We start from the raw sequence: 22486 nt of genomic DNA, 5'->3' as shown, positions 1-22486 counted from the left end.
TTTTGTACGCTAAATAATTCTATAGAGTTTAAACTATAAAAAAGGAGGTGTCGTAATCTTGAGCTTTGAATTGCTGACAATAACGATATTATGGTCCTTCCTTTATGTATATGTCATTATCGCTTCCATTGAGTTTGGAGTAGGTTTTTTTACCTATTATGGACGTTTTAAAGGAAAGCAGGTGGGAATTTCTAAATGGAAAGGTCATTATGATTCAAGGCTTTGGCATATTACCATAGTTTTCTTCGTTTTCTTTGTGGCAGGGTTAATGGCATTTTTTCCGGCGACCTTATATTACTTTGGAAGGGCACTAGTTATACCGGGGTTAATTGTTTTATTGTTGGTTCTTATCAGATTTTTTGCCCATTTCATGTACAAACAAGGGAATAAAACAAGTTGGTCTTTTTTATTCATATACGTTTCGACGGGTATCCTCATTCCAGCCTCTTTATCAATAGGACTTACGATATCAGAAGGAGGCTTTATTAAAAGGGAAGGGGAGCAAGTATATTTGCTCGCCAAAAAATTATTCTTGAGCCCTTACTCCTGGAGCGTCGTATTTCTGGCTATTGTAAGTGTCTTATTTATAAGCGCAGTATTCTTGCTGTATTATAAGGAAAAGTTAAAAGATAAGGAAGCTAGTTTGACGGTTAGGGGATATGCTCTATTCTGGAGTGTTCCTACTATGATTGCGGTTGTTTTAGCTACGATTTCACTCAGGGGCCATAATTTACGGCATTTTAATAATGGCTTAGATATTTGGTGGATTTTTGCCATATCTTTATTTTGTTTTATCGCGGCATTATATTTAATTATTCAAAATAAAAGGCATGGTTTAGCTTTTATATTTGTGTTACTTCAATTTTTATTTGCTTTCTTCGGATATGGGATATCACATCTTCCATATATTCTGGATCCATTTATTACATTGGATTCATTTAATGGCCGTTATTTATGGATAACCTTAAGCAGTTTATTGCTTTTTGGGTTAGTGCTGCTTATCCCGTTTATATTGTTGATTAATAAAATGCTATTTCGAACAAAAGAAGAATGAAAAGAGCGAGTCCCACCTTTTAAAGGGACTCGCTCTTTTGTTTGTTACACTTCCATTATAATAGGCAGTATCATTGGACGACGTTTTGTCCTTTCGTATAAGAAAGGTCCCAATGTATCTGTCACTTGGTTTTTAATTTCAGACCACTGTGTAGTTTTGCGTGCCATGATCTTGTTCAAATGCTGTGTGATCAGGTGCTGGGCTTCGTTAATCAAATCTCCTGATTCACGCATATAGACAAATCCGCGAGAAATGATATCTGGACCGGCAGCAATTTTGAATTCTTTCATATTAATGCTTACGACTACAATCACAAGGCCTTCTTCAGATAGAATGCGACGGTCACGTAAGACGATGTTGCCAATGTCCCCGACTCCGCTTCCATCTATATAAACATTCCCTGAAGGCACCTTTCCGGCAACTGTAGCGCTATCCTGGGTAAGTGCGAGAACTTCTCCATTATCCATAATGAAGCAATTTTCTTCTTTTACTCCGCAATCCACAGCTGTTTGCACATGTGTCCGTTGCATACGGTATTCTCCGTGAATTGGCATAAAGAACTTAGGCTTCATTAGTCGAAGCATTAATTTTTGTTCTTCTTGTCCACCGTGGCCGGATGTATGAATATTGCTTAAAGGACCATGAATGACATCTGCTCCTGCACGGAATAACATATTAATTGTACGTGAAACACTGACTGTGTTTCCTGGAATAGGCGATGAAGAGAATACAACCGTGTCACCAGGATTAATTTGAATCTGTCTATGAGTACCATTTGCAATTCTGGATAAGGCGGCCATTGGCTCACCTTGTGAACCTGTACACAGGATTGTTACTTCGTTTGCTGGTAATCTGTTTAGTTGATGTGTATCAATAAACGTCTCTTTAGGTGCTGTGATATAGCCGAGTTGAAGACCTATCTCAATAGCATTTTCCATGCTGCGCCCAAAAACAGCAACTTTCCGGTTGTTTTGTACGGCTGCTTCTGTAACTTGTTGCAGGCGATGAATATTTGAAGCAAAGGTAGCGAAAATAATGCGTCCTTCTACTTTTCGGAATATATCATGTATACTTTCGCCTACTTTGCGCTCAGACATAGTGAAATTAGGAATTTCGCTATTCGTACTGTCTGAGAGAAGGCAAAGCACGCCTTCTTTGCCGATTTCAGCCATTTTAGTTAAATTGGCAGGTTCTCCAACCGGTGTGAAATCAAACTTAAAATCACCGGTATGTACGATATTCCCCTGTGGAGTTTTTACCACAATCCCGAATGCATCTGGAATACTGTGAGTAGTACGGTAAAAAGTGACGGAAGTTTTCCGGAACTTAATTAAATCATCTTCTTTAATCTCATGGATAATGGCTTGTCTCAGTAAACCGTGCTCTTCTAATTTTTTCTTCACTAAACCAATAGCAAGTTTACCGCCATAAAGGGGAATATTCACTTGCTTGAGCAAATAAGGGATCCCGCCAATATGATCTTCGTGTCCATGGGTTATGAATAAACCTTTGATCTTGTCCGCATTTTTCACGAGATAGGAATAATCAGGAATGACATAGTCAATTCCAAGCAATTCGTCCTCCGGAAACTTAATTCCGGCATCAATTAGAATGATTTCATCCTGGAATTGAATGCCGTATGTGTTTTTGCCGATTTCGCCTAGCCCTCCGAGGGCGAAAACAGCTGTTTGGTCGTTTTTGACAAATTTCATATATTAGTCGATCTCCATAATACGAAAATCCGGATTTCTTTTTTCAAATTCCAGATATTCATCTTTAAGAACTTGAACAAATTCAACATTGTATGGAAGGCTTTTCAACTTTTGACGAACATCTCTTTCTGAGTTCCCTTCAACGTATACTGATTTAGTATTTTCGCGAACGGGTGTCTCACCTGCATTTTCTTGAAAAAAAACTTTAAAAACCATGTAAATCTCTCCTAACTTACTCTTGTGAAATTTATAAATAAAGAGGTGGCAAGGAGCAACAACCAGGCCACCTTATCTATTGATAGTTAGTGTTTCTGTAAATATAAAAACGTTCAATAATTCTATTATAAGAAAATATCCTAACATTTGCATGTTTAAACATCTTGCACTAATAGGACTGTAATCTACTTTACCGTATAGAATAAGCCCTCCGCAAGGATATTTGAAGGGCTTTTCAAAAAATTATGCAATTGATTTTCTGCCCATGAGGTCTTTCCATTGTTTAAGAAGCCTTTTTTTGAGCTTTTTTAACATGGCTGACCATCTCCTTTATTTTTATTTTAATGGTTATTACGCGTTTGGTAAACATACTTGGCTAAATGTAAGTCCCTTTTCTGAAAATAAATTTATTTTGTCTACTCCTATGTAGTATATGCTTGTATGCATAAGCTTATATTGTAATTTATTAACAATAGTATGACTCCCGTCGAAAAAGTAGAAATTTGCCACCGAATAAACGGCAAAATTCTATTAGGTTGTATAAGTGATTACAAAGAAGAGGGCAAATCTGAGCTTTTCTTTTAGGCTAAGAAGATTTGTCGTGCAATGGTTTGGTGTCTATTGTGATAGTATGGTTGGTAAGAATGATTTGTTAATATAGATAGTATTGCGCATCTGGGAGGAAATGATTATGGGTAAAATTGTATTTTTTGATATCGATGGTACACTTTTGGATTCAGAAAAAAAATTACCGGATTCTACAAAGGAAGCGATCCATTTACTGAAAAAAAATGGGACCTATGTTGCGATTGCAACGGGGAGAGCACCTTTTATGTTCAGCCATCTTCTTGATGAACTTGAGATAGATTCTTTTGTCAGCTTTAATGGTCAATATGTCGTCTTTGAACAGGAAATGATTTATAAAAATCCACTGTCTCCATCTCAATTAGAACAATTAACAGGGGACAGTCAGTCGAATGGGCATTCCATGGTCTATATGAATGAAAAAACGATGAAAGCTAATGCAGTGCACAATCCATTTATAGAAGAAAGTTTGGGAACTCTTCATTTTCCACATCCTGAAGAGAAAGTGGACTTTTATAAGAATAACGAAATATACCAAGCGTTGTTATTTTGTGAAGAACACCATACAGCACTTTATGAAGGAAACTATCCGGAGCTTCAGTTTATACGCTGGCATCCATATTCAATGGATGTTGTACCAAGTGGCGGTTCAAAGGCAAAAGGGATTGAACATGTGATTAAGCGTAAAGGTTTTTCAATGGATGAAGTTTATGCTTTTGGAGACGGATTGAATGATCTTGAAATGATAAAGGCGGCCGGTACAGGTGTAGTTATGGGGAACGGCGCGGCTATATTAAAAAAAGAAGCCGATTTTATTACAAAAGATGTCGATTCAGATGGAATCTATTACGGATTAAAGGAATTAAAACTCATATAAAAACCGGTGAATATTCACCGGTTTTTATTTATCAATGGCAACAGCATTATCTAAATGGCCATATGGATCTTTAGGATTTATATGATCATAAAACATAACACCGTTTAAATGATCAATTTCATGCTGAATAATAATAGCCATCATACCGCTTAATCTTAGAGTAATTTCTTCTCCATCCAGATTATAGGCATGTACTTTCACTTTATTGTATCGAGGTACATAACCAGGTATGGAACGATCGACTGATAAACATCCTTCTCCAGCTGTTAAATAAGCTTTCTGAACAGAATGGCTTATGATCTTTGGGTTGAAGAGGCAATAGCTATGGAGTTTATTTTTATCATCTGTAGCGTGAATGGCAATCATTCTTTTTGAAATATTAATTTGAGGAGCTGCTAAGCCTACTCCAGCACGCAAACCATATTTTTCGGCTATTTCCGGGTTCTGGCTGTTTTGAACATATTCCATTAAGCTTTTGAGAATCTCCTTGTCCTCTTTTGTAGGGGGAATTTGTACTTCCTCTGCTCTTTTTCGGAGCGTCGGATGTCCTTCTCTAATAATATCATCCATTGTAATCATTATTTCACCTCATAAAACAATCCATTTATTTATCTATATAGTCTATCAAACCCTGAATAAAAAGTTAATTAAGACATCATCAATCTTACCATACATGTAAATTATTTTATAACCCTGTTTCCTGAAAAAGCAGTTAAGAAACCTGAATGGTTAAGATCGATTAATATGTTTAGGAATAAGATTTTAAACTTGTTTAGATTACAAAATAGCCTATATGGGTATTAATTCTTCTGATTAGGTTGTTTGTGTTGTCAAAATATTTCCATTTCGATATAGTAAAGTTGGAATGGATGGGAGTGTTTATTGTGAAGTATGTTAAAAAGTTCTCTATTCTTTCAGGGGTAATCGTGTTAATGATTGCGTTAACAGGATGTCTAAATAAAAGTACTCCGGAAGAGAATATTTATGAGACGCTAGAAGAGGTAGCAGCAATTGAAAAAGACTTTGAAAAGCAACAGAAGCCACTTCAAAAGCTGGAAGAAGAAGATAATGAGTTGTACGGTAAAATCATAAAATTAGGAATGAAAGAAATGGACGAAATCAAAATTTTGTCTAACGATGCAATCAAAGGGATAGAAAAAAGGCAAGAATTAATGAAGGAAGAAAAGGCTGCAATTGATAAAGCGAAAGAACGCTTCAAAGACTTGGATGGACAAATAGAAAAATTGGAAGATGCATCTTTACAAACAGAAGCGAAGGATTTAAAGGATCTTATGACAAGCAGGTTTGATGAGTATGATCAATTGTATAAATATTATACAAAGAGTCTTACGCAGGAAAATGATTTGTACAATCTCTTTAAGAAAGAGGATGTAACTAAAGATGAATTGGAAGAAAAGATTAAATCCATTAATGAAACGTATGATTCATTGATGAAATCAAATCAAACATTCAATGATTTAACGAACCAATATAACGAAAAAAAGATTGCTTTTTATAAAAGTGCGAAACTAGATGTTGATTCAGAGCAAGAAAAGAGCCATCCAGAGTGATGGCTTTTTTCTTTGGAAATCCAAGCGTTGATAAAGTTTTGGTAGGTTTTGTTAAGGTAAATAACTCCATTGATTTTTATCAAGTATCGTTTATGATTATATTTATTATCATTTAGAAATGGTTATTAGTTTTATGCAATTTATTCTATTGTGTGCTTGGTGCTTTCAATTGTTTTGTCCGTAATAATTTGGGGGATTATAGTACAGAGAGCGCATTATAGTAAGCGGTTTCTTACACGTTCTGTATTAATATAAAAACATATTAATATATAACAGTTTTGTATTGTGTAAAGTTTGTGAAAATGTTTACATACTTTAAAGCTTTTAAGTTGACGGCTAATATTTAAATCGTGTAAACTGTAACCGTTGATACAGTTGTACTACTTTTTATCAAAAGAAAACTAATACAGTTCTCTAATGGTTAGATGTGGAAAACTGGTATTATGATAATATAAAGATGGAATATTTACCATTTATAGAAAGGAAGATGTGAATCCTATGGCTTCTAAACAACAAAAAGTCCTTTTTGAGGCAGAGAAGCAGTTGGAAAGCGTAAGCGACCAGTTCAAAACTTTACAAATTTTAAATGAAGAGGGAGAAGTCGTAAATAAATCAGCAATGCCTGAATTAAGCGACGAACAGCTTCAAGAATTAATGAGAAGAATGGTTTACACTCGTATTCTTGATCAACGCTCTATCTCTTTGAATAGACAAGGTCGTCTTGGTTTCTATGCTCCAACAGCTGGACAAGAAGCTTCACAATTGGCATCTCAATTCGCTTTGGAAAAAGAAGATTTCATTTTACCTGGTTATCGTGACGTTCCACAAATGATTTGGCACGGACTGCCATTGACACAAGCATTCTTGTTCTCTCGTGGTCATTTTGCAGGTAACCAAATTCCTGAAGATGTTAATGTGATTTCACCACAAATCATCATTGGTGCACAATATGTACAATGTGCCGGTGTTGCTCTTGGTATGAAGAAAAAAGGTGCGAAATCCGTTGCGATTACATATACAGGTGACGGTGGTTCTTCTCAAGGTGATTTCTATGAAGGAATTAACTTTGCTGGTGCATTTAAAGCTCCTGCAATCTTTATTGTTCAGAATAACCGTTTTGCGATTTCTACGCCAGTTGAAAAACAATCTGCTGCGAAAACAATTGCACAAAAAGCATTGGCTGCCGGTATCCCTGGTATTCAAGTAGATGGTATGGATCCATTGGCTGTATATGCAGCTGTTAAAGATGCACGTGAAAGAGCAATCAACGGAGAAGGCCCTACATTAATCGAAACTTTAACTTACCGTTATGGTCCACATACAATGGCTGGTGACGATCCAACACGTTACCGTACAGCTGATCTTGATAATGAGTGGGAAAAGAAAGATCCACTTGTTCGCTTCCGTAAATTCCTTGAAGGAAAAGGATTGTGGAGTGAAGAGAAAGAAAATGAAGTAATCGAACAAGCAAAAGAAGATATTAAAGTTGCTATTAAAGAAGCGGATAATACGCCAAAACAAAAAGTAACTGATTTAATCATGAATATGTATGAAGAACTTCCATACAACCTTGAAGAACAATATGAAATTTACAAAGAAAAGGAGTCGAAATAAGCCATGGCCCAAATGACGATGATTCAAGCCATCACTGATGCATTGCGTACTGAAATGCGTAATGATCCTAAAGTTCTCGTTTTTGGTGAGGACGTAGGAGTAAACGGTGGTGTCTTCCGTGCTACTGAAGGATTACAAGAGGAATTTGGAGAAGACCGCATCTTTGACACTCCTTTAGCTGAATCTGGTATTGGTGGATTGGCAATTGGACTTGGTCTACAAGGATTCCGTCCTGTTCCTGAAATTCAATTTTTCGGCTTCGTATTTGAAGTTATGGACTCCATTGCAGGTCAAATGGCTCGTATGAGATACCGTTCCGGTGGTTCATATACTTCACCGATCACTATTCGTTCACCTTTTGGTGGCGGTGTTCATACACCAGAGATGCATGCTGACAGCCTTGAAGGTTTAATGGCTCAAACTCCAGGTGTAAAAGTTGTCATCCCATCAACACCTTACGATGCGAAAGGTTTATTAATCTCATCAATCCGTGATAACGATCCGGTTATTTTCTTGGAACACATGAAATTGTACCGTTCATTCCGTCAAGAAGTGCCAGAAGGCGAATATACAATTCCACTTGGTAAAGCTGATGTGAAAAGAGAAGGTACAGATCTTTCGATTATTACTTATGGTGCAATGGTTCAAGAATCTATTAAAGCTGCAGAGCAACTTGAAAAAGAAGGCGTTTCTGCTGAAGTAGTTGATTTAAGAACAATCAGCCCGCTTGATATTGAGACTATTATTGCATCTGTTGAAAAAACAGGACGCGCAATTGTCGTTCAAGAAGCACAAAAACAAGCAGGTATTGCTGCACAGGTTGTTGCTGAAATTAATGACCGTGCCATTCTTAGTCTGGAAGCACCAGTATTGCGTGTAACTGCACCTGATACAGTATTTGCATTCTCTCAAGCTGAGCCTGTATGGTTGCCAAATCATAAAGATATACTTGAAACTGCAAAAAAAGTTTTAGAATTTTAACATAATAGGAAATGCTCTTGTGGCATTTCCTGACTAACACAACATAACTTTAAAAACTGAAAAGAAAGAGGAGGATGAAAAGCTATGGCTTTTAAATTTAAACTCCCGGATATCGGCGAAGGTATACACGAAGGTGAAATCGTAAAATGGTTTATTAAACCAGGTGATAAAGTACAAGAGGATGACGTACTTTGTGAAGTACAAAATGACAAATCTGTTGTTGAAATCCCATCTCCAGTAGAAGGTACTGTTCAAGAAGTATTAGTTGAAGAAGGTACTGTAGCGGTTGTGGGCGATGTTCTTGTAACATTTGATGCACCAGGCTATGAAGATGTACAATTTAAAGGTGACGAGCATGGGGAAGAAAAAACAGAAGCTCAAGTTCAGTCTACATTAGAAAGCGGACAAGATCTTAAGAAAGAGGCAGCTGCTCCAGCAAACTCAGATAATCCAACTGGTGCAGGTTCTCAACCGCAAACGGAAGAAACTTCTAATGATCGTGTCATCGCTATGCCATCTGTAAGAAAATTTGCAAGAGAAAACGGCGTAGATATTCACAAAGTTACAGGTACAGGTAAAAATGGACGTGTATTGAAAGAAGATATCCAAGCGTTTATGAACGGTGGACAAGAAAGTGCGCCTGTTAAAGAAACAGCTACAGAGCCAGCTGCTAAGCCAGCTGCGACTGCTATTCCAGAAGGAGAATATCCTGAAACTCGTGAAAAAATGAGTGGAATCCGTAAAGCTATTTCTAAAGCAATGGTTAACTCTAAACACACTGCACCACACGTTACATTAATGGACGAAGTAGATGTGACTAAATTGGTTGCTCACAGAAAGAAATTCAAAGAAGTTGCAGCTGAAAAAGGCGTTAAATTAACGTTCCTTCCTTATGTTGTAAAAGCTTTGACAAGTGCATTAAGAGAGTTCCCAGCATTAAATACATCTCTTGATGATGCAACACAAGAAATTATCCATAAACATTATTACAATATCGGTATTGCAGCTGATACTGAAAAAGGACTTCTTGTACCTGTAGTTAAAGATGCAGATCGTAAATCTATGTTTGCTATCTCTAACGAAATCAACACACTTGCTGGAAAAGCTCGTGATGGGAAATTAGCTGCTAACGAAATGAAAGGTGCTTCTTGCACGATTTCCAATATCGGTTCTGCTGGCGGACAATGGTTCACACCTGTTATCAACCATCCAGAAGTTGCGATCCTTGGTATCGGCCGTATTGCTGAAAAGCCAATCGTACGTGATGGTGAAATTGTAGCTGCACCAGTATTATCATTATCTTTAAGCTTTGACCACCGTATGATTGACGGAGCTACTGGCCAAAATGCTTTAAATCATATTAAACGCCTATTAAATGACCCAGAATTATTATTAATGGAGGGATAAGACATGGTAGTTGGAGATTTCCCAATTGAAACAGATACTATAGTAATTGGTGCTGGTCCGGGAGGATACGTAGCGGCAATCCGTGCTGCTCAGCTTGGACAAAAAGTAACAATCGTCGAAAAAGGAAACCTTGGCGGTGTATGTTTGAACGTTGGATGTATTCCATCCAAAGCGTTAATCACAGCAGGACATCGTTATCATGATGCCAAACATTCTGAAGATCTTGGTATTACTGCGGAAAACGTAAAAGTAGATTTCTCTAAAGTTCAAGCCTGGAAAGGTACTGTAGTAGACAAATTAACAAGCGGTGTTGGCGGATTACTTAAAGGTAACAAAGTGGATATCGTTAAAGGTGAAGCTTACTTTGTAGATGCTAATAACATCCGCGTTATGACTGAAAATAGCGCTCAAACGTATACATTCAAAAACGCTATTATTGCAACTGGTTCAAGACCGATCGAATTACCTGCTTTCAAATATTCTGATCGTGTTATCCATTCAACTGGTGCTTTAAACCTTGATCATATTCCAGAGAGCATGGCTATCATCGGTGGCGGCGTAATTGGTGTTGAGCTAGGTTCTGTATATGCTAACTTCGGTACTAAAGTAACCATTTTAGAAGGTATGGATGAAATTTTAGCTGCATTTGAAAAACCAATGTCTTCTATCGTTAAACGTAACTTGAAGAAGAAAGATGTTGATATCTTCACTAAAGTTAAAGCTAAAGGCGTTGAAGAGACAGAAAATGGCGTAGTGGTTACTTATGAAGAAAAAGGCGAAGATAAAAAAGTTGAAGCTGAGTATCTATTAGTAACAGTTGGTAGAAAACCGAATACAGATGAACTTGGTTTAGAACAAGTTGGTATTGAATTAGATGAAAGAGGCTTCATTAAAACTGATAAACAATGCCGTACATCTGTAAATAACATTTTTGCAATTGGCGATATCATTTCTGGACCTCAATTAGCTCATAAAGCTTCTTACGAAGGTAAGATTGCGGCTGAAGTTATTTCCGGTCATGCTGCAGAAATCGATTATCTTGGAATTCCAGCAGTGGTATTCTCTGAGCCTGAACTTGCTACAGTGGGTTATACTGAGCAACAAGGTAAAGATGAAGGTTTAGATATCGTTGCTTCTAAATTCCCATTTGCTGCAAATGGACGTGCTTTAGCCTTGAATGCTGCTGAAGGATTCATGAAGTTAATTACACGTAAAGAAGATGGACTAGTAATAGGTGCGCAAATTGCTGGCCCTGGTGCTTCTGACATGATCGCTGAGCTTGGCCTTGCAATCGAAGCAGGTATGACTGCTGAAGATATTGCAATGACAATTCACGCTCACCCTACATTGGGAGAAATCACAATGGAAGCAGCTGAAGTTGCGATGGGAAGCCCGATCCACATCATTTAATAACTAAAATAAGTGTTCACACCCCTTCTCCATTTGGAGAGGGGGTGTTTTATTATGTCGAGAGATAGTGGTAAAATATAGGTAGAAAATAGTAATTATTATCGAAAGGTGGAATTTCATGAAATTTGGAATAGGATTGTTAGCGGCCATCCTTTTACTTTCCGGGTGCGGCAATGAGGATAATTTAGCAGAAGATAAGCCAAAGAAAAGCTCTGAAGCTGTGCCATCAGAACAAGTTACAAAGCCTGTAAATAATAAAGCGGAAATGAAGGAAGGATTCGTCAAAGAGACAGTGAAACCATCAGAACAAGTTACTCCAATCTATCAAGTTAATCAAACGAATTGGAAGATTGAACCCATTGATGGAGGAAATAAAAAAATTGCACTGCTCACCATTGATGATGCACCAGATCAGTACAGTCTAGAGATGGCAAACAAATTAAAAGAAATGGATGCATCTGCTATATTTTTTGTGAATGGACGCTTTCTGGAATCAGATGATAAAAAAAGGGTGTTAAAACAAATATATGATATGGGCTTTGAAATTGGAAACCATACATATAGCCATGCTTCTCTTCCGGATTTAGATGAAGAGAAACAAAGAGAAGAAATCATTAAGGTGAATGATATGGTCGAAGAGATAACCGGTGAACGGCCGAGATTCTTTAGGGCACCATTTGGAGCGAATACAGATTTCTCCAAGCAAATTGCCAAGGATGAAAATATGCAGTTAATGAACTGGACCATTGGATATGATTGGGAAAAACAATATCAGAATAAAGATGCCTTGGTAAAAATAATGCTCACCAGTAAAGAGTTATATCCTGGAGCAAACTTACTTCTCCATGACCGTAAATGGACTAAAGAAGCTTTGCCTGAGTTAATTGAAGGCTTACGGGCACAAGGGTATACAATAGTTAATTCTCGCGAAATTAAGTCTTTTTAAAAATTTGCATCCTATATAAAAATTTGCAGCCACGATCCTGTTGGCTGCTTTTTCTTTATATATATCTGGTCTGGTTAAGCGGAAATGCTTAGTGTTTTAGAGAGTTTGTTGCATCATAGAATGTATGAGCCGTTAACCTGCCAAAACGTGATTTTTATCGTGAAATGAGAGTTAGGTAATCTTAATAGCAGTTATTTTATTAGATTATAATGGATTATCCTTCCGTTAAATAAATGGAGCTCTCCTTTTAATTTTTTGGATAAGAATTTGGCTAATTCATTCGCTTTTGATTTATCTCCATTTGTTGAGTGCTTAGATAAGTTGATTTGGATATAAGGAGTTCTTTTCTTTATGCCCTCAGGTGCTTCTGAATGTTCATAGTCAACACCAATCGCCATAATATGATAATCTTTCTCCTCGGAGTGCAAGTAAAACCATTGTGATTTGCCTTCATCCGTTTCTTTCAAGACATAAGGAAAGGTGTGTTTGTGATAATCCCATGCTAATTGTTTGGAAGTCTGAGAGAGGGAGCGTTTATACTGATTGATTAATTCTTTAATATCCTCAATCGAGATATCCTTTTTTAACGATCCGTCCTTTATTTTTATAAATGTTGATAAAGACATAATAACCTCCCTGAATGAATTTATTTTTTATTCGTTTGCTTTTCCTGAAAATGGATATTCAGAAAAACGAATGAAATCGGTCTTCTAGTATATGCTTTTTGCTTAATTTTCATTTTAAAAGAGAGGGAAAAATATGAGTTTTATAGAAGGAAAGTAAAAGAAGCAAAAACAGAGGTCTATTTAGTCATCTTATTCCATAAGGGAAATATTTGAAGATAATTAAACCTAATATTTTTAATGTGTTATACAATTTAGGCTTGAAATATTAATTGAGTTATACTATTATTAATTTATGGAATAAAAACGCTTTCATGGAAGGTGTTTACATTTAGCAAAGGAGATGAAATGAATGGGTACAATCGTATGTACAGGATGCAACAATACAATTGAGCACTATGAAGATGAAAAAGTAACAGTATTGTATGCAACATGCACTGATTGCAACAGTTGTGAGCAAGAGTAGACGTGGTCCAATAACCAGTTCATTTCAACTATCTATCTTAATTTCAAGAACTATAAGAATAAACTTAAGTTATGACAACCCTTTGATTTTTTAGGGTTGTCTTTTTTCTTTATCACTCTTCGTTCATTTGGAATATATGGTAAATTAATGATAAAGATTGCTGAAGTAAAAGGAAGTTAGATACCGGTTATCGCAGTCGGAGGGATTGGGATGGCAGAGGTTGGATGGCCACAATGGCCCTCGGCGCAGAAGGTATTGAGATTGGAATAAGATTCGTTGCCACAAAAGAATGCAGGCTTGCTCATGCTGCTTATAAACAATTGATCATAGATAGTTCTAAAAAAAGATACGGTAGTAATTAAAAAGAGATTGGGTGCTCCTAGGCATGCTTTACATAGTCCTTAAACGGATATTATCATTGGGATGGAGAATACTAAACATACATATGAGGAATTAAAGAATTATATTAGTGGTGAAAGAAATAAAGCATTTGTATATAATGGAGATTCAGAAGCTGGTTTCGGATGGGCGGGACAAGTTGTTGGTATAATTAAGGATGAGCCTACAGTAAAACAATTATTCAGTAGAATGCTAGCAGAAGCGGAACTTGTAAGGGAACGTTGGCAAACAATTACAACATAAGAGGTGATACATATGGATTATCAATATCCAATTGATTTTGAATGGTCAACTGACGAAATCGTAAAAGTTATTGCGTTTTTTCAAGCAATCGAAAAAGTTTATGAACAAGGAATGGATAGGGATCAATTGATGAAACACTACAATGAATTTAAGCAGATTGTTCCATCTAAATCCGAGGAAAAGAAAGTATGCAATGAGTTTGAAGAAGTGAGTGGATACTCTGCATATCAAGCAATTAAAAGAGCTAAAAACAATTCAGCTGAAGCTTTTATAAAAATGAAGTAAAAAACATTAACCCGCTTTGCATAGTGCTAAAGTGGGTTAATGTTTTTTTCGAGTTTATTAGACATTGTACAGGGGTATTAAATGTACAAATACATCACGGATGATCTCAACTAATTGATCGCCGGAGAGCTTAACCGCTTCTTCACGAGGTATTTGATACCCACATAATAGTTCAGCTTTCTTTACGGACTGTAAACGATTAAACATATCGTTCAAGTTATCTAATGATAGTGTACTATGAGGAATCACATCTGGTTTCATGTGATCAAGAGACCAAACATAGTCAGAAGGAATAAGATCTTTTATCGATTCAGTTTGGCTGGCCAGTCGTTGACCTTTTTTCTCTTTATCTTTAGCTTCATAAATTACAGCATACCAGATAAATAAATGGGTTTCCCACAGACCAATCTGAAAATGAGGCTGCATTTTATAACCTCGTGGATTAGATGAAAATGATATCCAGGTATCATTAGGTGGGTTAATCGTACGGCGAGCATGCTTTGCAATATGCGGATACATTGGATCCTTTGTTAAAACAGATAATTCTTCTGTGAAAATTTGACTCAATGTTTCAAATTTGGGGCGTATTATGGTTTTGATTGCGTCCATTCGTTGGTCGAGGCCATCTATTGTAAACACATTAAAGTCTTCATCTGTAAAACCTTTTATTATCATATTCTTACCTCCTATTCAATCTTATTTTAGCATAAGGATGAGAAGGATAAATAACATAATGCATAAAGAATTGGGCGCTTGTCTATTTTGGTTGCAATAATTCATTAAGAACATAATATAGTAAAAAATATCATTAGATTTCTGAATTTTCTTAAAATATTTTCAAGGAGAGGATTTTTATGAAACAGGTAGTTAATCACAAATTGAAAGCCCAAGAAGTAGAGAAACATCGGAAAGCTGTTCTGAGAATGGAACTTGATTATGAATTGGCTACCTTATTTGAGGCAATGGAGCATGAGGATGAAAAACAGAAAAGTCGTTCAAAACAAAAGCTTGAGAGAATCCGAAAAGAACTTTTACGCTTAAAAGCACTTTAATATTATTTGTAGTTTGGGTGAATTTCACAATGATTAAGGCGAACTGCATGTTCTCGTTCAAGATGTTCGTCTTTTCTTGTTATTTAAATCTTTTAGGATTAAACTGGAATTTATATACATACTAAAAGAAAGATTTTTAATTGGGGTGGGAGAAATGACAAATCTTCATAACATTCATGATATGGCGGTTCAATGGGTTAAAGAGGCAGGAGCAAAAATAATCGATTCATTTGAATCGATTTTAGATATTAACACGAAATCCAATGTAAACGATTTAGTAACAAATATGGATACGGAAATAGAACAGTTTTTTAAAGAAAAAATAGCGAAACATTTTCCTTCTCATCAAATCCTTGGAGAAGAAGGATCAGGCCATGATATGCAGTCATTGGATGGTGTTGTGTGGATTATTGATCCAATCGATGGAACAATGAATTTTGTTCATCAGCAAAGAAACTTTGCCATCTCAATAGGTATAATAGAAGATGGTATTGGCCAAATTGGACTTATATATGATGTTGTTCATGATGAATTGTATCACTGTATTAAAGGAGAAGGAGCTTTCCTTAATGACAAAGAGATTCCAAAGATAAAGGAAGTACCACTCCTTGAATCCATCATTGGTTTAAATCCAATTTGGCTGACGGATAATAAAAAAATTGATAAAAATTTAATGGGAAGACTGGTTAAAGATGTAAGGGGTACACGATCATATGGATCAGCTGCCCTTGAGATAGCGTATGTTGCTACGGGTAGAATGAACGCTTATATATCTATGAGATTAGCGCCTTGGGATTTTGCGGGTGGAGCCGTACTCGTTGAAGAGTTGGGTGGAAAAGTGACAGATTTAGAAGGAAATCCTATCCATTTTCTTAAAAAGAGTTCATTATTGGTGGGAACGCCAGCTTTGCATAGAGTAATTATTGAAGAGTATTTATCATCCAAAAGACCATAAAAGTGAAAAAGCATCAGAGTATGATGCTTTTTTGTTGCATAAAACATAATATTGCGATAAAATTTTTTAGTTAAAGCTGCTTATAGTTTTTCGCTCCAACGTTTTTTTAGTGTAAAGCCGCTGCCCATAATGCCGATAAAAACTACTAAGCACATGGAGATGGCCAATACACTGCCTTCAGCGATGGATATAGCAATTCCGCATAAACTTGCCACAGCGAGAACTGCTAGCAGTAAAAATATAATTTTAATATTCATATGTAGATCACCCCAATCTTCATATTCATTGTACACAATACGATAGAAGCTTTCTAGTTTCAGTATGGTATAATGAAAAGGTTGATTACGATATGCATAAAATCTGGGAGTTGAAATAGTTTGCAATACAGAAACGACGTCAAAAATATAGCGATTATCGCTCACGTTGACCATGGTAAAACAACTTTGGTTGACCAATTGTTAAAACAAGCAGGTACATTCCGTTCTAATGAACAAGTTGCCGAAAGAGCAATGGATTCAAATGATCTTGAAAGAGAGCGCGGTATTACCATTTTAGCTAAAAATACTGCCGTTAACTATAAAGATACACGTATTAACATTTTAGATACACCTGGACACGCAGATTTCGGCGGAGAAGTAGAACGTATCATGAAAATGGTTGACGGTGTTCTATTAATCGTTGATGCGTATGAAGGCTGCATGCCGCAAACGCGTTTTGTACTGAAAAAAGCATTAGAGCAAAAACTTACGCCAATTGTTGTTGTAAACAAAATTGACCGTGATTTTGCCCGTCCGGCAGAAGTAATTGATGAAGTAATTGATTTATTTATTGAATTGGATGCAACGGAAGAACAATTGGAATTCCCTGTTGTTTATGCATCAGCAATTAATGGTACGGCTTCTTTAAGCCCTGATGTGGCTGATCAGGAAGAAAATATGGAGTGTTTATTCGAATCTATCGTAGAAAATATTCCATCCCCTGTAGACAATCGTGAAGAGCCGTTGCAATTCCAGGTTGCTTTACTTGATTATAGTGATTATTTAGGAAGAATTGGAATCGGACGTGTGTTCCGTGGCACAATGAAAGTCGGCCAACAAGTATCCCTAATGAAACTTGATGGAACGGCGAAGAATTTCCGTGTAACTAAAATATTCGGCTTCCAAGGATTGAAACGAGTGGAAGTTGAAGAAGCATTACCGGGTGATTTGATTGCTGTCAGCGGTATGGAAGACATCAACGTTGGGGAAACGGTTTGCCCAGTTGATGCTCAGGAACCACTTCCAGTTTTACGTATAGATGAGCCTACATTACAAATGACATTTGTTGTAAACAACAGTCCATTTGCAGGTAGAGAAGGTAAATGGGTTACTTCCCGTAAAATAGAAGAACGGTTAATGAGCCAGCTACAAACAGATGTAAGTTTGCGTGTGGACCCTACTGATTCTCCGGATGCTTGGATTGTTTCCGGACGCGGTGAGTTACACTTATCCATTCTTATTGAAAATATGCGCCGTGAAGGGTATGAGCTTCAAGTATCTAAGCCTGAAGTAATTATCCGTGTAATTGATGGTGTTAAATGTGAACCTGTGGAACGCGTGCAAGTTGATATTCCTGAAGAATACACAGGTGCCATCATGGAATCATTAGGTGAAAGAAAAGGCGAAATGCTTGATATGGTTAATAACGGAAGTGGGCAAGTGCGTCTAGTATTCAATGTTCCTTCCCGTGGATTAATCGGGTATACAACTGAATTCTTAACCCTAACACGTGGATATGGTATTTTGAACCACACATTTGATTCTTATCAACCAATGCAATCAGGTCAAGTTGGTGGAAGAAGACAAGGTGTGCTTGTATCCATAGAGACTGGTAAAGCTACTCAATACGGTATCATTCAAATTGAAGACCGCGGTGTTATTTTTGTTGAACCGGGTACTGAAATTTATGAAGGTATGATTGTTGGGGAACATAACCGTGAAAATGACTTAACTGTCAATATCGTTCGTGCTAAACAACAGACGAATGTTCGTTCTGCTACAAAAGATAATACTGTTACCATGAAAAAACCTAGAATCATGTCACTTGAAGAAGCATTGGAATACTTAAATGATGATGAATACTGCGAAGTAACACCAGAATCGATTCGTTTACGTAAAAAGATCCTCGACAAAAACGAACGTGAGAAAGCATCTAAGAAAAAGAAATTCGCTGAATAAACCATTACCTTTGGGGAGAGGGAGCGTTTTATAGTGGATATTACAAATAACCTGCCGTTCTTTGCAGAATTGTATCGGATAGGAGACCCAGAGTATTCACGAATAGGGGTATGGGCTCTTTATTTGACGATTGTAGTACTTTGCGGGATTGTTTATAAGCTTGGGTTTGCCAGAAAATTAAGCCTTGGTCAAAGCATTGTTGTTTATGCAATTATGGCTCTTGGCTGCAGTTTCTTAACCTTTTTAGCGCTATTCCTTCCGTTAGCAGAAGTACTAGTAGTCGCTGCTGTTTTTCTCGGATTATACAAATATAGGCTCCATAAGGAAATGAAAAACGAGGTCAAAGCGGAATAAGAGGTGTTCAAATGAACTCTGTTCAGGATGCAATCTATAATTGGTTAACGATAAAAGTTGTTATGGATCACCGGCCTGAAGATACCGCAGCGAATGAAACAGTCCTCTGGTTTGAACATACCTTGCAGGAGAAGTTTGGATTAACAGACTATAGCTATAAAAAAAGTGATGAATGGTATACAGTCTCTTATAAAGTAGAAGGGGCTGTTAAGGAGTTTAGGTTTCCGGAGGATATGGTTGAGGTAATGTTAAATCAAATCCTCCAAAACCCTGAACATTACCGTAATTATCCATTAGAATAAAAAAACAGAGAAGATGCATGCATCTTCTCTGTTTTTTTGTTTATTTGTTAGGGAGTTGAAAGCTAGCATTCAATCCTAAATGAAGACCGATGTAGTATTACCCTACCCTTACCATGTCTCATCCTCTTTTATGGTTCGATAGATTCTGAAATTACCTGTGCTCTTTCTTTCATTTGTTCGTTCTTCGATACGTTTACTGCATTCCTGACACATATATGTATGAATTGGACGATTTCTGAGCCGTTTGGCCATTAGCGTTTCATCTTCAATTGATTCGATTTTATCACAGATTACACATTTAACTCGCATGAAAACACACCCCAATCTATTGCATGTATGGTAATTATACCATATTAGAATCATCGATACACACGTTCTTAGAAGGGATGGGTGCTTGGAGATTAATTGGAAAGGTAAGCTTGGGTGTTTTTAGTATTCATTCCTAAGAATCTATAAACATTTTTAAGTTAATGTGTTGTTTTCTTCTATTTTTGTATGTAAATACATATATTTGAGCATCAGATTGTCCTGCTTATACGAGAATTTCACTTAGCTAAAAGCAGATTAAAATCTAGAGCAAGAATGTGACCTGCTTATGTTTGGTACTGAAATTCTAAATGATAAAAAAACATATCTAACAAGCTAGGAAGAATAAATGAAACCATGGCCAGGAGGATATATATTGAGTAAAATCTATGTTCTAGATACGAATGTATTATTGCAGGATCCAATGTCGATTTATTCATTCCAGGACAATGAGGTAGTTATTCCCGCAGTGGTATTGGAGGAACTTGATTCTAAGAAACGCAACTTGGATGAAGTAGGGAAAAATGCCCGCTATGTTTCCAGGCTTATTGATCAATTGCGTTCAAAAGGGAAACTCCATCATAAAATTCCTTTATCTAATGGCGGGAATTTAAGAATTGAGATGAATCATCGTTCCCCTCGAAACGTAGCGGAATATTTTGCGGAAAAGACAAATGATAATCGTATATTGGCCATTGCAAAAAATTTGTCTATGGAAGAACAGGTCAAAGAAAATGGACGGAATGTAATACTTGTAAGTAAAGATATCTTGATGCGGGTAAAAGCTGATGTACTTGGACTTTTGGCAGAGGATTTTTTAAGTGACCGTGTTATTCATGAAAATCAGATGTATGCTGGATTTATCGAAATTTTTGTTTCTCGTGAGGTCATGAACGATTTTTATTCAAAGGGAGAAATCGCCATCCCTGCAGATCAAACGAATCCTACTTTTTTGAATCAATTTGTCATTTTAAAGTCTGCAGAAATAAGTTCACTATCTGCTTTGGGTATGATAAGTGGCCATGACAAAAAGATAAAAAAGCTGCGATATAACCAGGAACACATATGGGGGATAAAGCCGCGAAATGTGCAACAGCATATGGCCATCGAGTTATTGTTAAGAAGTGACATCCAATTAGTCACCTTGACAGGAAAAGCAGGAACTGGGAAAACATTATTGGCACTGGCATCAGGGTTGCTGCAAACGGAGGATTTAGGAGATTATAATAAATTACTAGTTGCAAGGCCAATTGTACCAATGGGGAAGGACTTAGGGTTTCTTCCGGGTGAAAAAGAAGAAAAATTACGTCCGTGGATGCAGCCAATCTATGATAATCTTGAATTTTTATTTAACACAAAGAAACCAGGGGAGTTGGATTCAATCCTTGCTGGACTTCATTCCATTGAGGTGGAAGCGTTAACGTATATAAGAGGACGCAGTTTGCCGGATAGTTTTATTATTATGGATGAAGCTCAGAATCTTACTAAACATGAAGTAAAAACGATTCTGACACGTGTGGGTGAACGCAGTAAAATTATTCTCGTTGGGGACCCTGCCCAAATTGATCATCCATATTTAGATGAATGGAATAATGGACTGACGTATGTTCTGGAAAAGTTTAAGAATGAAGCCATCGCCGGCCATGTGAATTTAGTGAAAGGAGAGCGGTCCGGTTTAGCTCAATTGGCGGCTGATTTATTGTAAAAATAGACTAAGAACAATTTTATAAATCGCTATATAATTATCAGAGGTGGACTAAAATCAGTTGCTTACACTTCATTTGCCTCACTAAACGATACTCTATTTTACGGTTAGTTATGAAACGGGAGCCGGACAAATGATGTCCCGCTCCCAATAACCCCTATTGAATCGTAAAACCTGTTACGTTTTTAATTGGGGTTTGCCTATTGGAACCATCCCCATGGTAAATGTAAATAGGGCCTCCTTCATCCTCTTTGATGGGCCGCCCTTTAATGGAGAAGCCTGCTACTAATTGAAACGCTTCCTCAAATGGATAAACAAAATCAGATTCTTCCGTATGTATAATAATAGTTGTTGAATTACTTTCAGGTTCGGCATTTAGGAAAAATGGCTTTAAGACAATCCCAAAGCTGCTTTCCATGAGTTCCTGTTTCTTCATTTTTCTGACAGGCTCACGCGGAGGCGGAGAAGCACCTTCAATAATTTCTTTATCCCATTGTGAGGAAACTTGTTTTAAATATGTCTCCTGTTCGTTTGTATCATCTTGATTTAGTTCTGGATGCCAGCCATCAAGATCAAACTTTCTGTCATCAAAAATCCATGTGCCTGGATCGATGTAGATCGGAAACTTTACATTTCCTTTTACTTGTAGAATATCCTTCATAATTGTCACTCCTTTCCATTTTTAATCTTATAGCTGCCAGAGGAGCTTGTACAGTAATTCGCTGCTTTGAAGGCTATCTTTTTTTGAAAAACTAACCTTCTTGTCATTACCTATTCTTGCAATTTTATGATTTTAAGGGTAAAATTTTATAATAGATTGGTTCATTGGGCCATAATGGGGGGTTGCACATTGACATCCGATATCCTTGTCAATCATCAAGAAAAGGCCTACGCATTGTTAAAGGCTGACGCTGATAAAATATTTAAACTAATAAAGGTGCAAATGGACAATTTGACTATGCCTCAATGTCCGTTATATGAAGAGGTTTTAGATACCCAAATGTTTGGTCTTTCCAGAGAAATTGACTTTGCCGTTCGATTGGGATTGATAGAAGAAAGAGACGGTAAAGAATTATTGGGATTCCTTGAAAAAGAACTCTCTACTCTTCATGATGCTTCTTTGAGAAAATAAGTAGCAGTCGAAACTCAAACGATGCCGAAATTGTTTGAGTTTTTTTGTTTTTCTTTATATAATTTTTAAAAAACG

Annotated in this window: 27 protein-coding genes; 19 read left to right on the top strand and 8 right to left on the bottom strand. The window is 36.7% G+C overall.

Annotation, left to right across the window (positions count from 1 at the left end; genetic code table 11):
• The first annotated feature begins 58 nt into the window (after positions 1-58).
• Positions 59-1054 carry a cytochrome d ubiquinol oxidase subunit II gene (locus AC58NB_RS09580; RefSeq protein WP_497426602.1) on the top strand — a complete coding sequence of 332 codons (996 nt, stop codon included), beginning with the start codon at positions 59-61 and terminating at the stop codon, positions 1052-1054.
• A gap of 44 nt (positions 1055-1098) precedes the next feature.
• Here the strand turns inward: AC58NB_RS09580 and rnjA are convergent, their stop codons facing one another.
• The gene (gene rnjA / locus AC58NB_RS09575; protein ID WP_497426601.1) at positions 1099-2766 is read right to left on the bottom strand and encodes a ribonuclease J1; all 1668 of its coding nucleotides are present in this window, start codon (positions 2764-2766) and stop codon (positions 1099-1101) included.
• Between the two features lie 3 nt (positions 2767-2769).
• Positions 2770-2982, bottom strand: a complete 213-nt coding sequence (locus AC58NB_RS09570; RefSeq protein ID WP_497426600.1) for a DNA-dependent RNA polymerase subunit epsilon — start codon at positions 2980-2982, stop codon at positions 2770-2772.
• A 688-nt stretch (positions 2983-3670) separates the two neighbouring features.
• Here AC58NB_RS09570 and AC58NB_RS09565 point away from each other — a divergent pair.
• Positions 3671-4444, top strand: coding sequence for a Cof-type HAD-IIB family hydrolase (locus AC58NB_RS09565; RefSeq protein WP_497426798.1), 774 nt, complete (start codon positions 3671-3673; stop codon positions 4442-4444).
• 24 nt (positions 4445-4468) lie between these two features.
• Here AC58NB_RS09565 and def read toward each other — a convergent pair whose 3' ends face one another.
• Entirely contained in the window at positions 4469-5023 is a 555-nt protein-coding gene (gene def, locus AC58NB_RS09560; RefSeq protein WP_497426599.1) for a peptide deformylase, read from the bottom strand.
• A 305-nt stretch (positions 5024-5328) separates the two neighbouring features.
• Between def and AC58NB_RS09555 the strand changes: the two genes are divergently transcribed.
• The 6 genes from AC58NB_RS09555 (at position 5329) to AC58NB_RS09530 (ending at position 12373) form a co-directional block, all read left to right on the top strand.
• Positions 5329-6015 (top strand): YkyA family protein, encoded by a 687-nt coding sequence (locus AC58NB_RS09555; RefSeq protein ID WP_497426598.1) that lies wholly within the window; start codon positions 5329-5331, stop codon positions 6013-6015.
• A gap of 498 nt (positions 6016-6513) precedes the next feature.
• On the top strand, positions 6514-7629 hold the full coding sequence (gene pdhA / locus AC58NB_RS09550; RefSeq protein ID WP_497426597.1) for a pyruvate dehydrogenase (acetyl-transferring) E1 component subunit alpha: 1116 nt from the start codon (positions 6514-6516) through the stop codon (positions 7627-7629).
• A gap of 3 nt (positions 7630-7632) precedes the next feature.
• Positions 7633-8610, top strand: coding sequence for an alpha-ketoacid dehydrogenase subunit beta (locus AC58NB_RS09545; RefSeq protein WP_497426596.1), 978 nt, complete (start codon positions 7633-7635; stop codon positions 8608-8610).
• An 84-nt stretch (positions 8611-8694) separates the two neighbouring features.
• Positions 8695-10017, top strand: coding sequence for a dihydrolipoamide acetyltransferase family protein (locus AC58NB_RS09540; protein ID WP_497426595.1), 1323 nt, complete (start codon positions 8695-8697; stop codon positions 10015-10017).
• Positions 10018-10020: 3 nt separating this feature from the next.
• A complete protein-coding gene (gene lpdA / locus AC58NB_RS09535) occupies positions 10021-11427 on the top strand; it encodes a dihydrolipoyl dehydrogenase (protein WP_497426594.1) in 1407 nt (468 codons plus the stop codon).
• A 118-nt stretch (positions 11428-11545) separates the two neighbouring features.
• The gene (locus AC58NB_RS09530; RefSeq protein WP_497426593.1) at positions 11546-12373 is read left to right on the top strand and encodes a polysaccharide deacetylase family protein; all 828 of its coding nucleotides are present in this window, start codon (positions 11546-11548) and stop codon (positions 12371-12373) included.
• A 191-nt stretch (positions 12374-12564) separates the two neighbouring features.
• Here the strand turns inward: AC58NB_RS09530 and AC58NB_RS09525 are convergent, their stop codons facing one another.
• A complete protein-coding gene (locus AC58NB_RS09525) occupies positions 12565-12999 on the bottom strand; it encodes a DUF1885 family protein (RefSeq protein ID WP_497426592.1) in 435 nt (144 codons plus the stop codon).
• A 349-nt stretch (positions 13000-13348) separates the two neighbouring features.
• On the opposite strand from AC58NB_RS09525, the gene AC58NB_RS09520 reads away from it, so the two are divergent.
• From AC58NB_RS09520 to AC58NB_RS09505, 4 genes are all read left to right on the top strand, one after another.
• Positions 13349-13462, top strand: coding sequence for a GapA-binding peptide SR1P (locus tag AC58NB_RS09520; protein ID WP_497426591.1), 114 nt, complete (start codon positions 13349-13351; stop codon positions 13460-13462).
• A gap of 224 nt (positions 13463-13686) precedes the next feature.
• Positions 13687-13824 (top strand): hypothetical protein, encoded by a 138-nt coding sequence (locus AC58NB_RS09515; RefSeq protein ID WP_497426590.1) that lies wholly within the window; start codon positions 13687-13689, stop codon positions 13822-13824.
• A 61-nt stretch (positions 13825-13885) separates the two neighbouring features.
• Entirely contained in the window at positions 13886-14104 is a 219-nt protein-coding gene (locus AC58NB_RS09510; protein ID WP_497426589.1) for a hypothetical protein, read from the top strand.
• Positions 14105-14116: 12 nt separating this feature from the next.
• Complete coding sequence (locus AC58NB_RS09505) at positions 14117-14389, top strand: UPF0223 family protein (protein WP_497426588.1); 273 nt, start codon at positions 14117-14119, stop codon at positions 14387-14389.
• 57 nt (positions 14390-14446) lie between these two features.
• On the opposite strand, the gene AC58NB_RS09500 is transcribed toward AC58NB_RS09505, so the two are convergent.
• A complete protein-coding gene (locus AC58NB_RS09500; protein WP_497426587.1) occupies positions 14447-15064 on the bottom strand; it encodes a DUF1054 domain-containing protein in 618 nt (205 codons plus the stop codon).
• Positions 15065-15243: 179 nt separating this feature from the next.
• Between AC58NB_RS09500 and AC58NB_RS09495 the strand changes: the two genes are divergently transcribed.
• On the top strand, positions 15244-15441 hold the full coding sequence (locus tag AC58NB_RS09495) for a YkzI domain-containing protein (protein WP_491076761.1): 198 nt from the start codon (positions 15244-15246) through the stop codon (positions 15439-15441).
• A gap of 154 nt (positions 15442-15595) precedes the next feature.
• Complete coding sequence (locus AC58NB_RS09490) at positions 15596-16396, top strand: inositol monophosphatase family protein (protein ID WP_497426586.1); 801 nt, start codon at positions 15596-15598, stop codon at positions 16394-16396.
• Positions 16397-16476: 80 nt separating this feature from the next.
• On the opposite strand, the gene AC58NB_RS09485 is transcribed toward AC58NB_RS09490, so the two are convergent.
• Positions 16477-16653 (bottom strand): DUF5325 family protein, encoded by a 177-nt coding sequence (locus AC58NB_RS09485; protein ID WP_497426585.1) that lies wholly within the window; start codon positions 16651-16653, stop codon positions 16477-16479.
• 120 nt (positions 16654-16773) lie between these two features.
• On the opposite strand from AC58NB_RS09485, the gene typA reads away from it, so the two are divergent.
• The 3 genes from typA to AC58NB_RS09470 are packed head-to-tail and all read left to right on the top strand — an operon-like array spanning position 16774 to position 19268.
• Positions 16774-18612, top strand: a complete 1839-nt coding sequence (gene typA / locus AC58NB_RS09480) for a translational GTPase TypA (protein WP_497426584.1) — start codon at positions 16774-16776, stop codon at positions 18610-18612.
• A 33-nt stretch (positions 18613-18645) separates the two neighbouring features.
• A complete protein-coding gene (locus tag AC58NB_RS09475) occupies positions 18646-18966 on the top strand; it encodes a YlaH-like family protein (RefSeq protein ID WP_497426583.1) in 321 nt (106 codons plus the stop codon).
• Between the two features lie 11 nt (positions 18967-18977).
• Positions 18978-19268 (top strand): hypothetical protein, encoded by a 291-nt coding sequence (locus AC58NB_RS09470; protein WP_497426582.1) that lies wholly within the window; start codon positions 18978-18980, stop codon positions 19266-19268.
• Positions 19269-19376: 108 nt separating this feature from the next.
• On the opposite strand, the gene AC58NB_RS09465 is transcribed toward AC58NB_RS09470, so the two are convergent.
• Positions 19377-19577: a YlaI family protein gene (locus AC58NB_RS09465; protein WP_497426581.1), complete on the bottom strand. Its 201-nt coding sequence runs from the start codon at positions 19575-19577 to the stop codon at positions 19377-19379.
• A 370-nt stretch (positions 19578-19947) separates the two neighbouring features.
• On the opposite strand from AC58NB_RS09465, the gene AC58NB_RS09460 reads away from it, so the two are divergent.
• Entirely contained in the window at positions 19948-21279 is a 1332-nt protein-coding gene (locus tag AC58NB_RS09460) for a PhoH family protein (protein WP_497426797.1), read from the top strand.
• A gap of 157 nt (positions 21280-21436) precedes the next feature.
• Here the strand turns inward: AC58NB_RS09460 and AC58NB_RS09455 are convergent, their stop codons facing one another.
• Entirely contained in the window at positions 21437-21940 is a 504-nt protein-coding gene (locus tag AC58NB_RS09455; protein ID WP_497426580.1) for a peptidyl-prolyl cis-trans isomerase, read from the bottom strand.
• 174 nt (positions 21941-22114) lie between these two features.
• On the opposite strand from AC58NB_RS09455, the gene AC58NB_RS09450 reads away from it, so the two are divergent.
• Positions 22115-22411, top strand: coding sequence for an Fpa/YlaN family protein (locus AC58NB_RS09450; protein WP_497426579.1), 297 nt, complete (start codon positions 22115-22117; stop codon positions 22409-22411).
• Positions 22412-22486 lie beyond the last annotated feature (75 nt).

The organism is Pradoshia sp. TA40_28, assembly GCF_059694525.1.
Note: the sequence above shows the minus strand (reverse complement) of the source record. Positions and strands in the feature narration are given on the sequence as shown.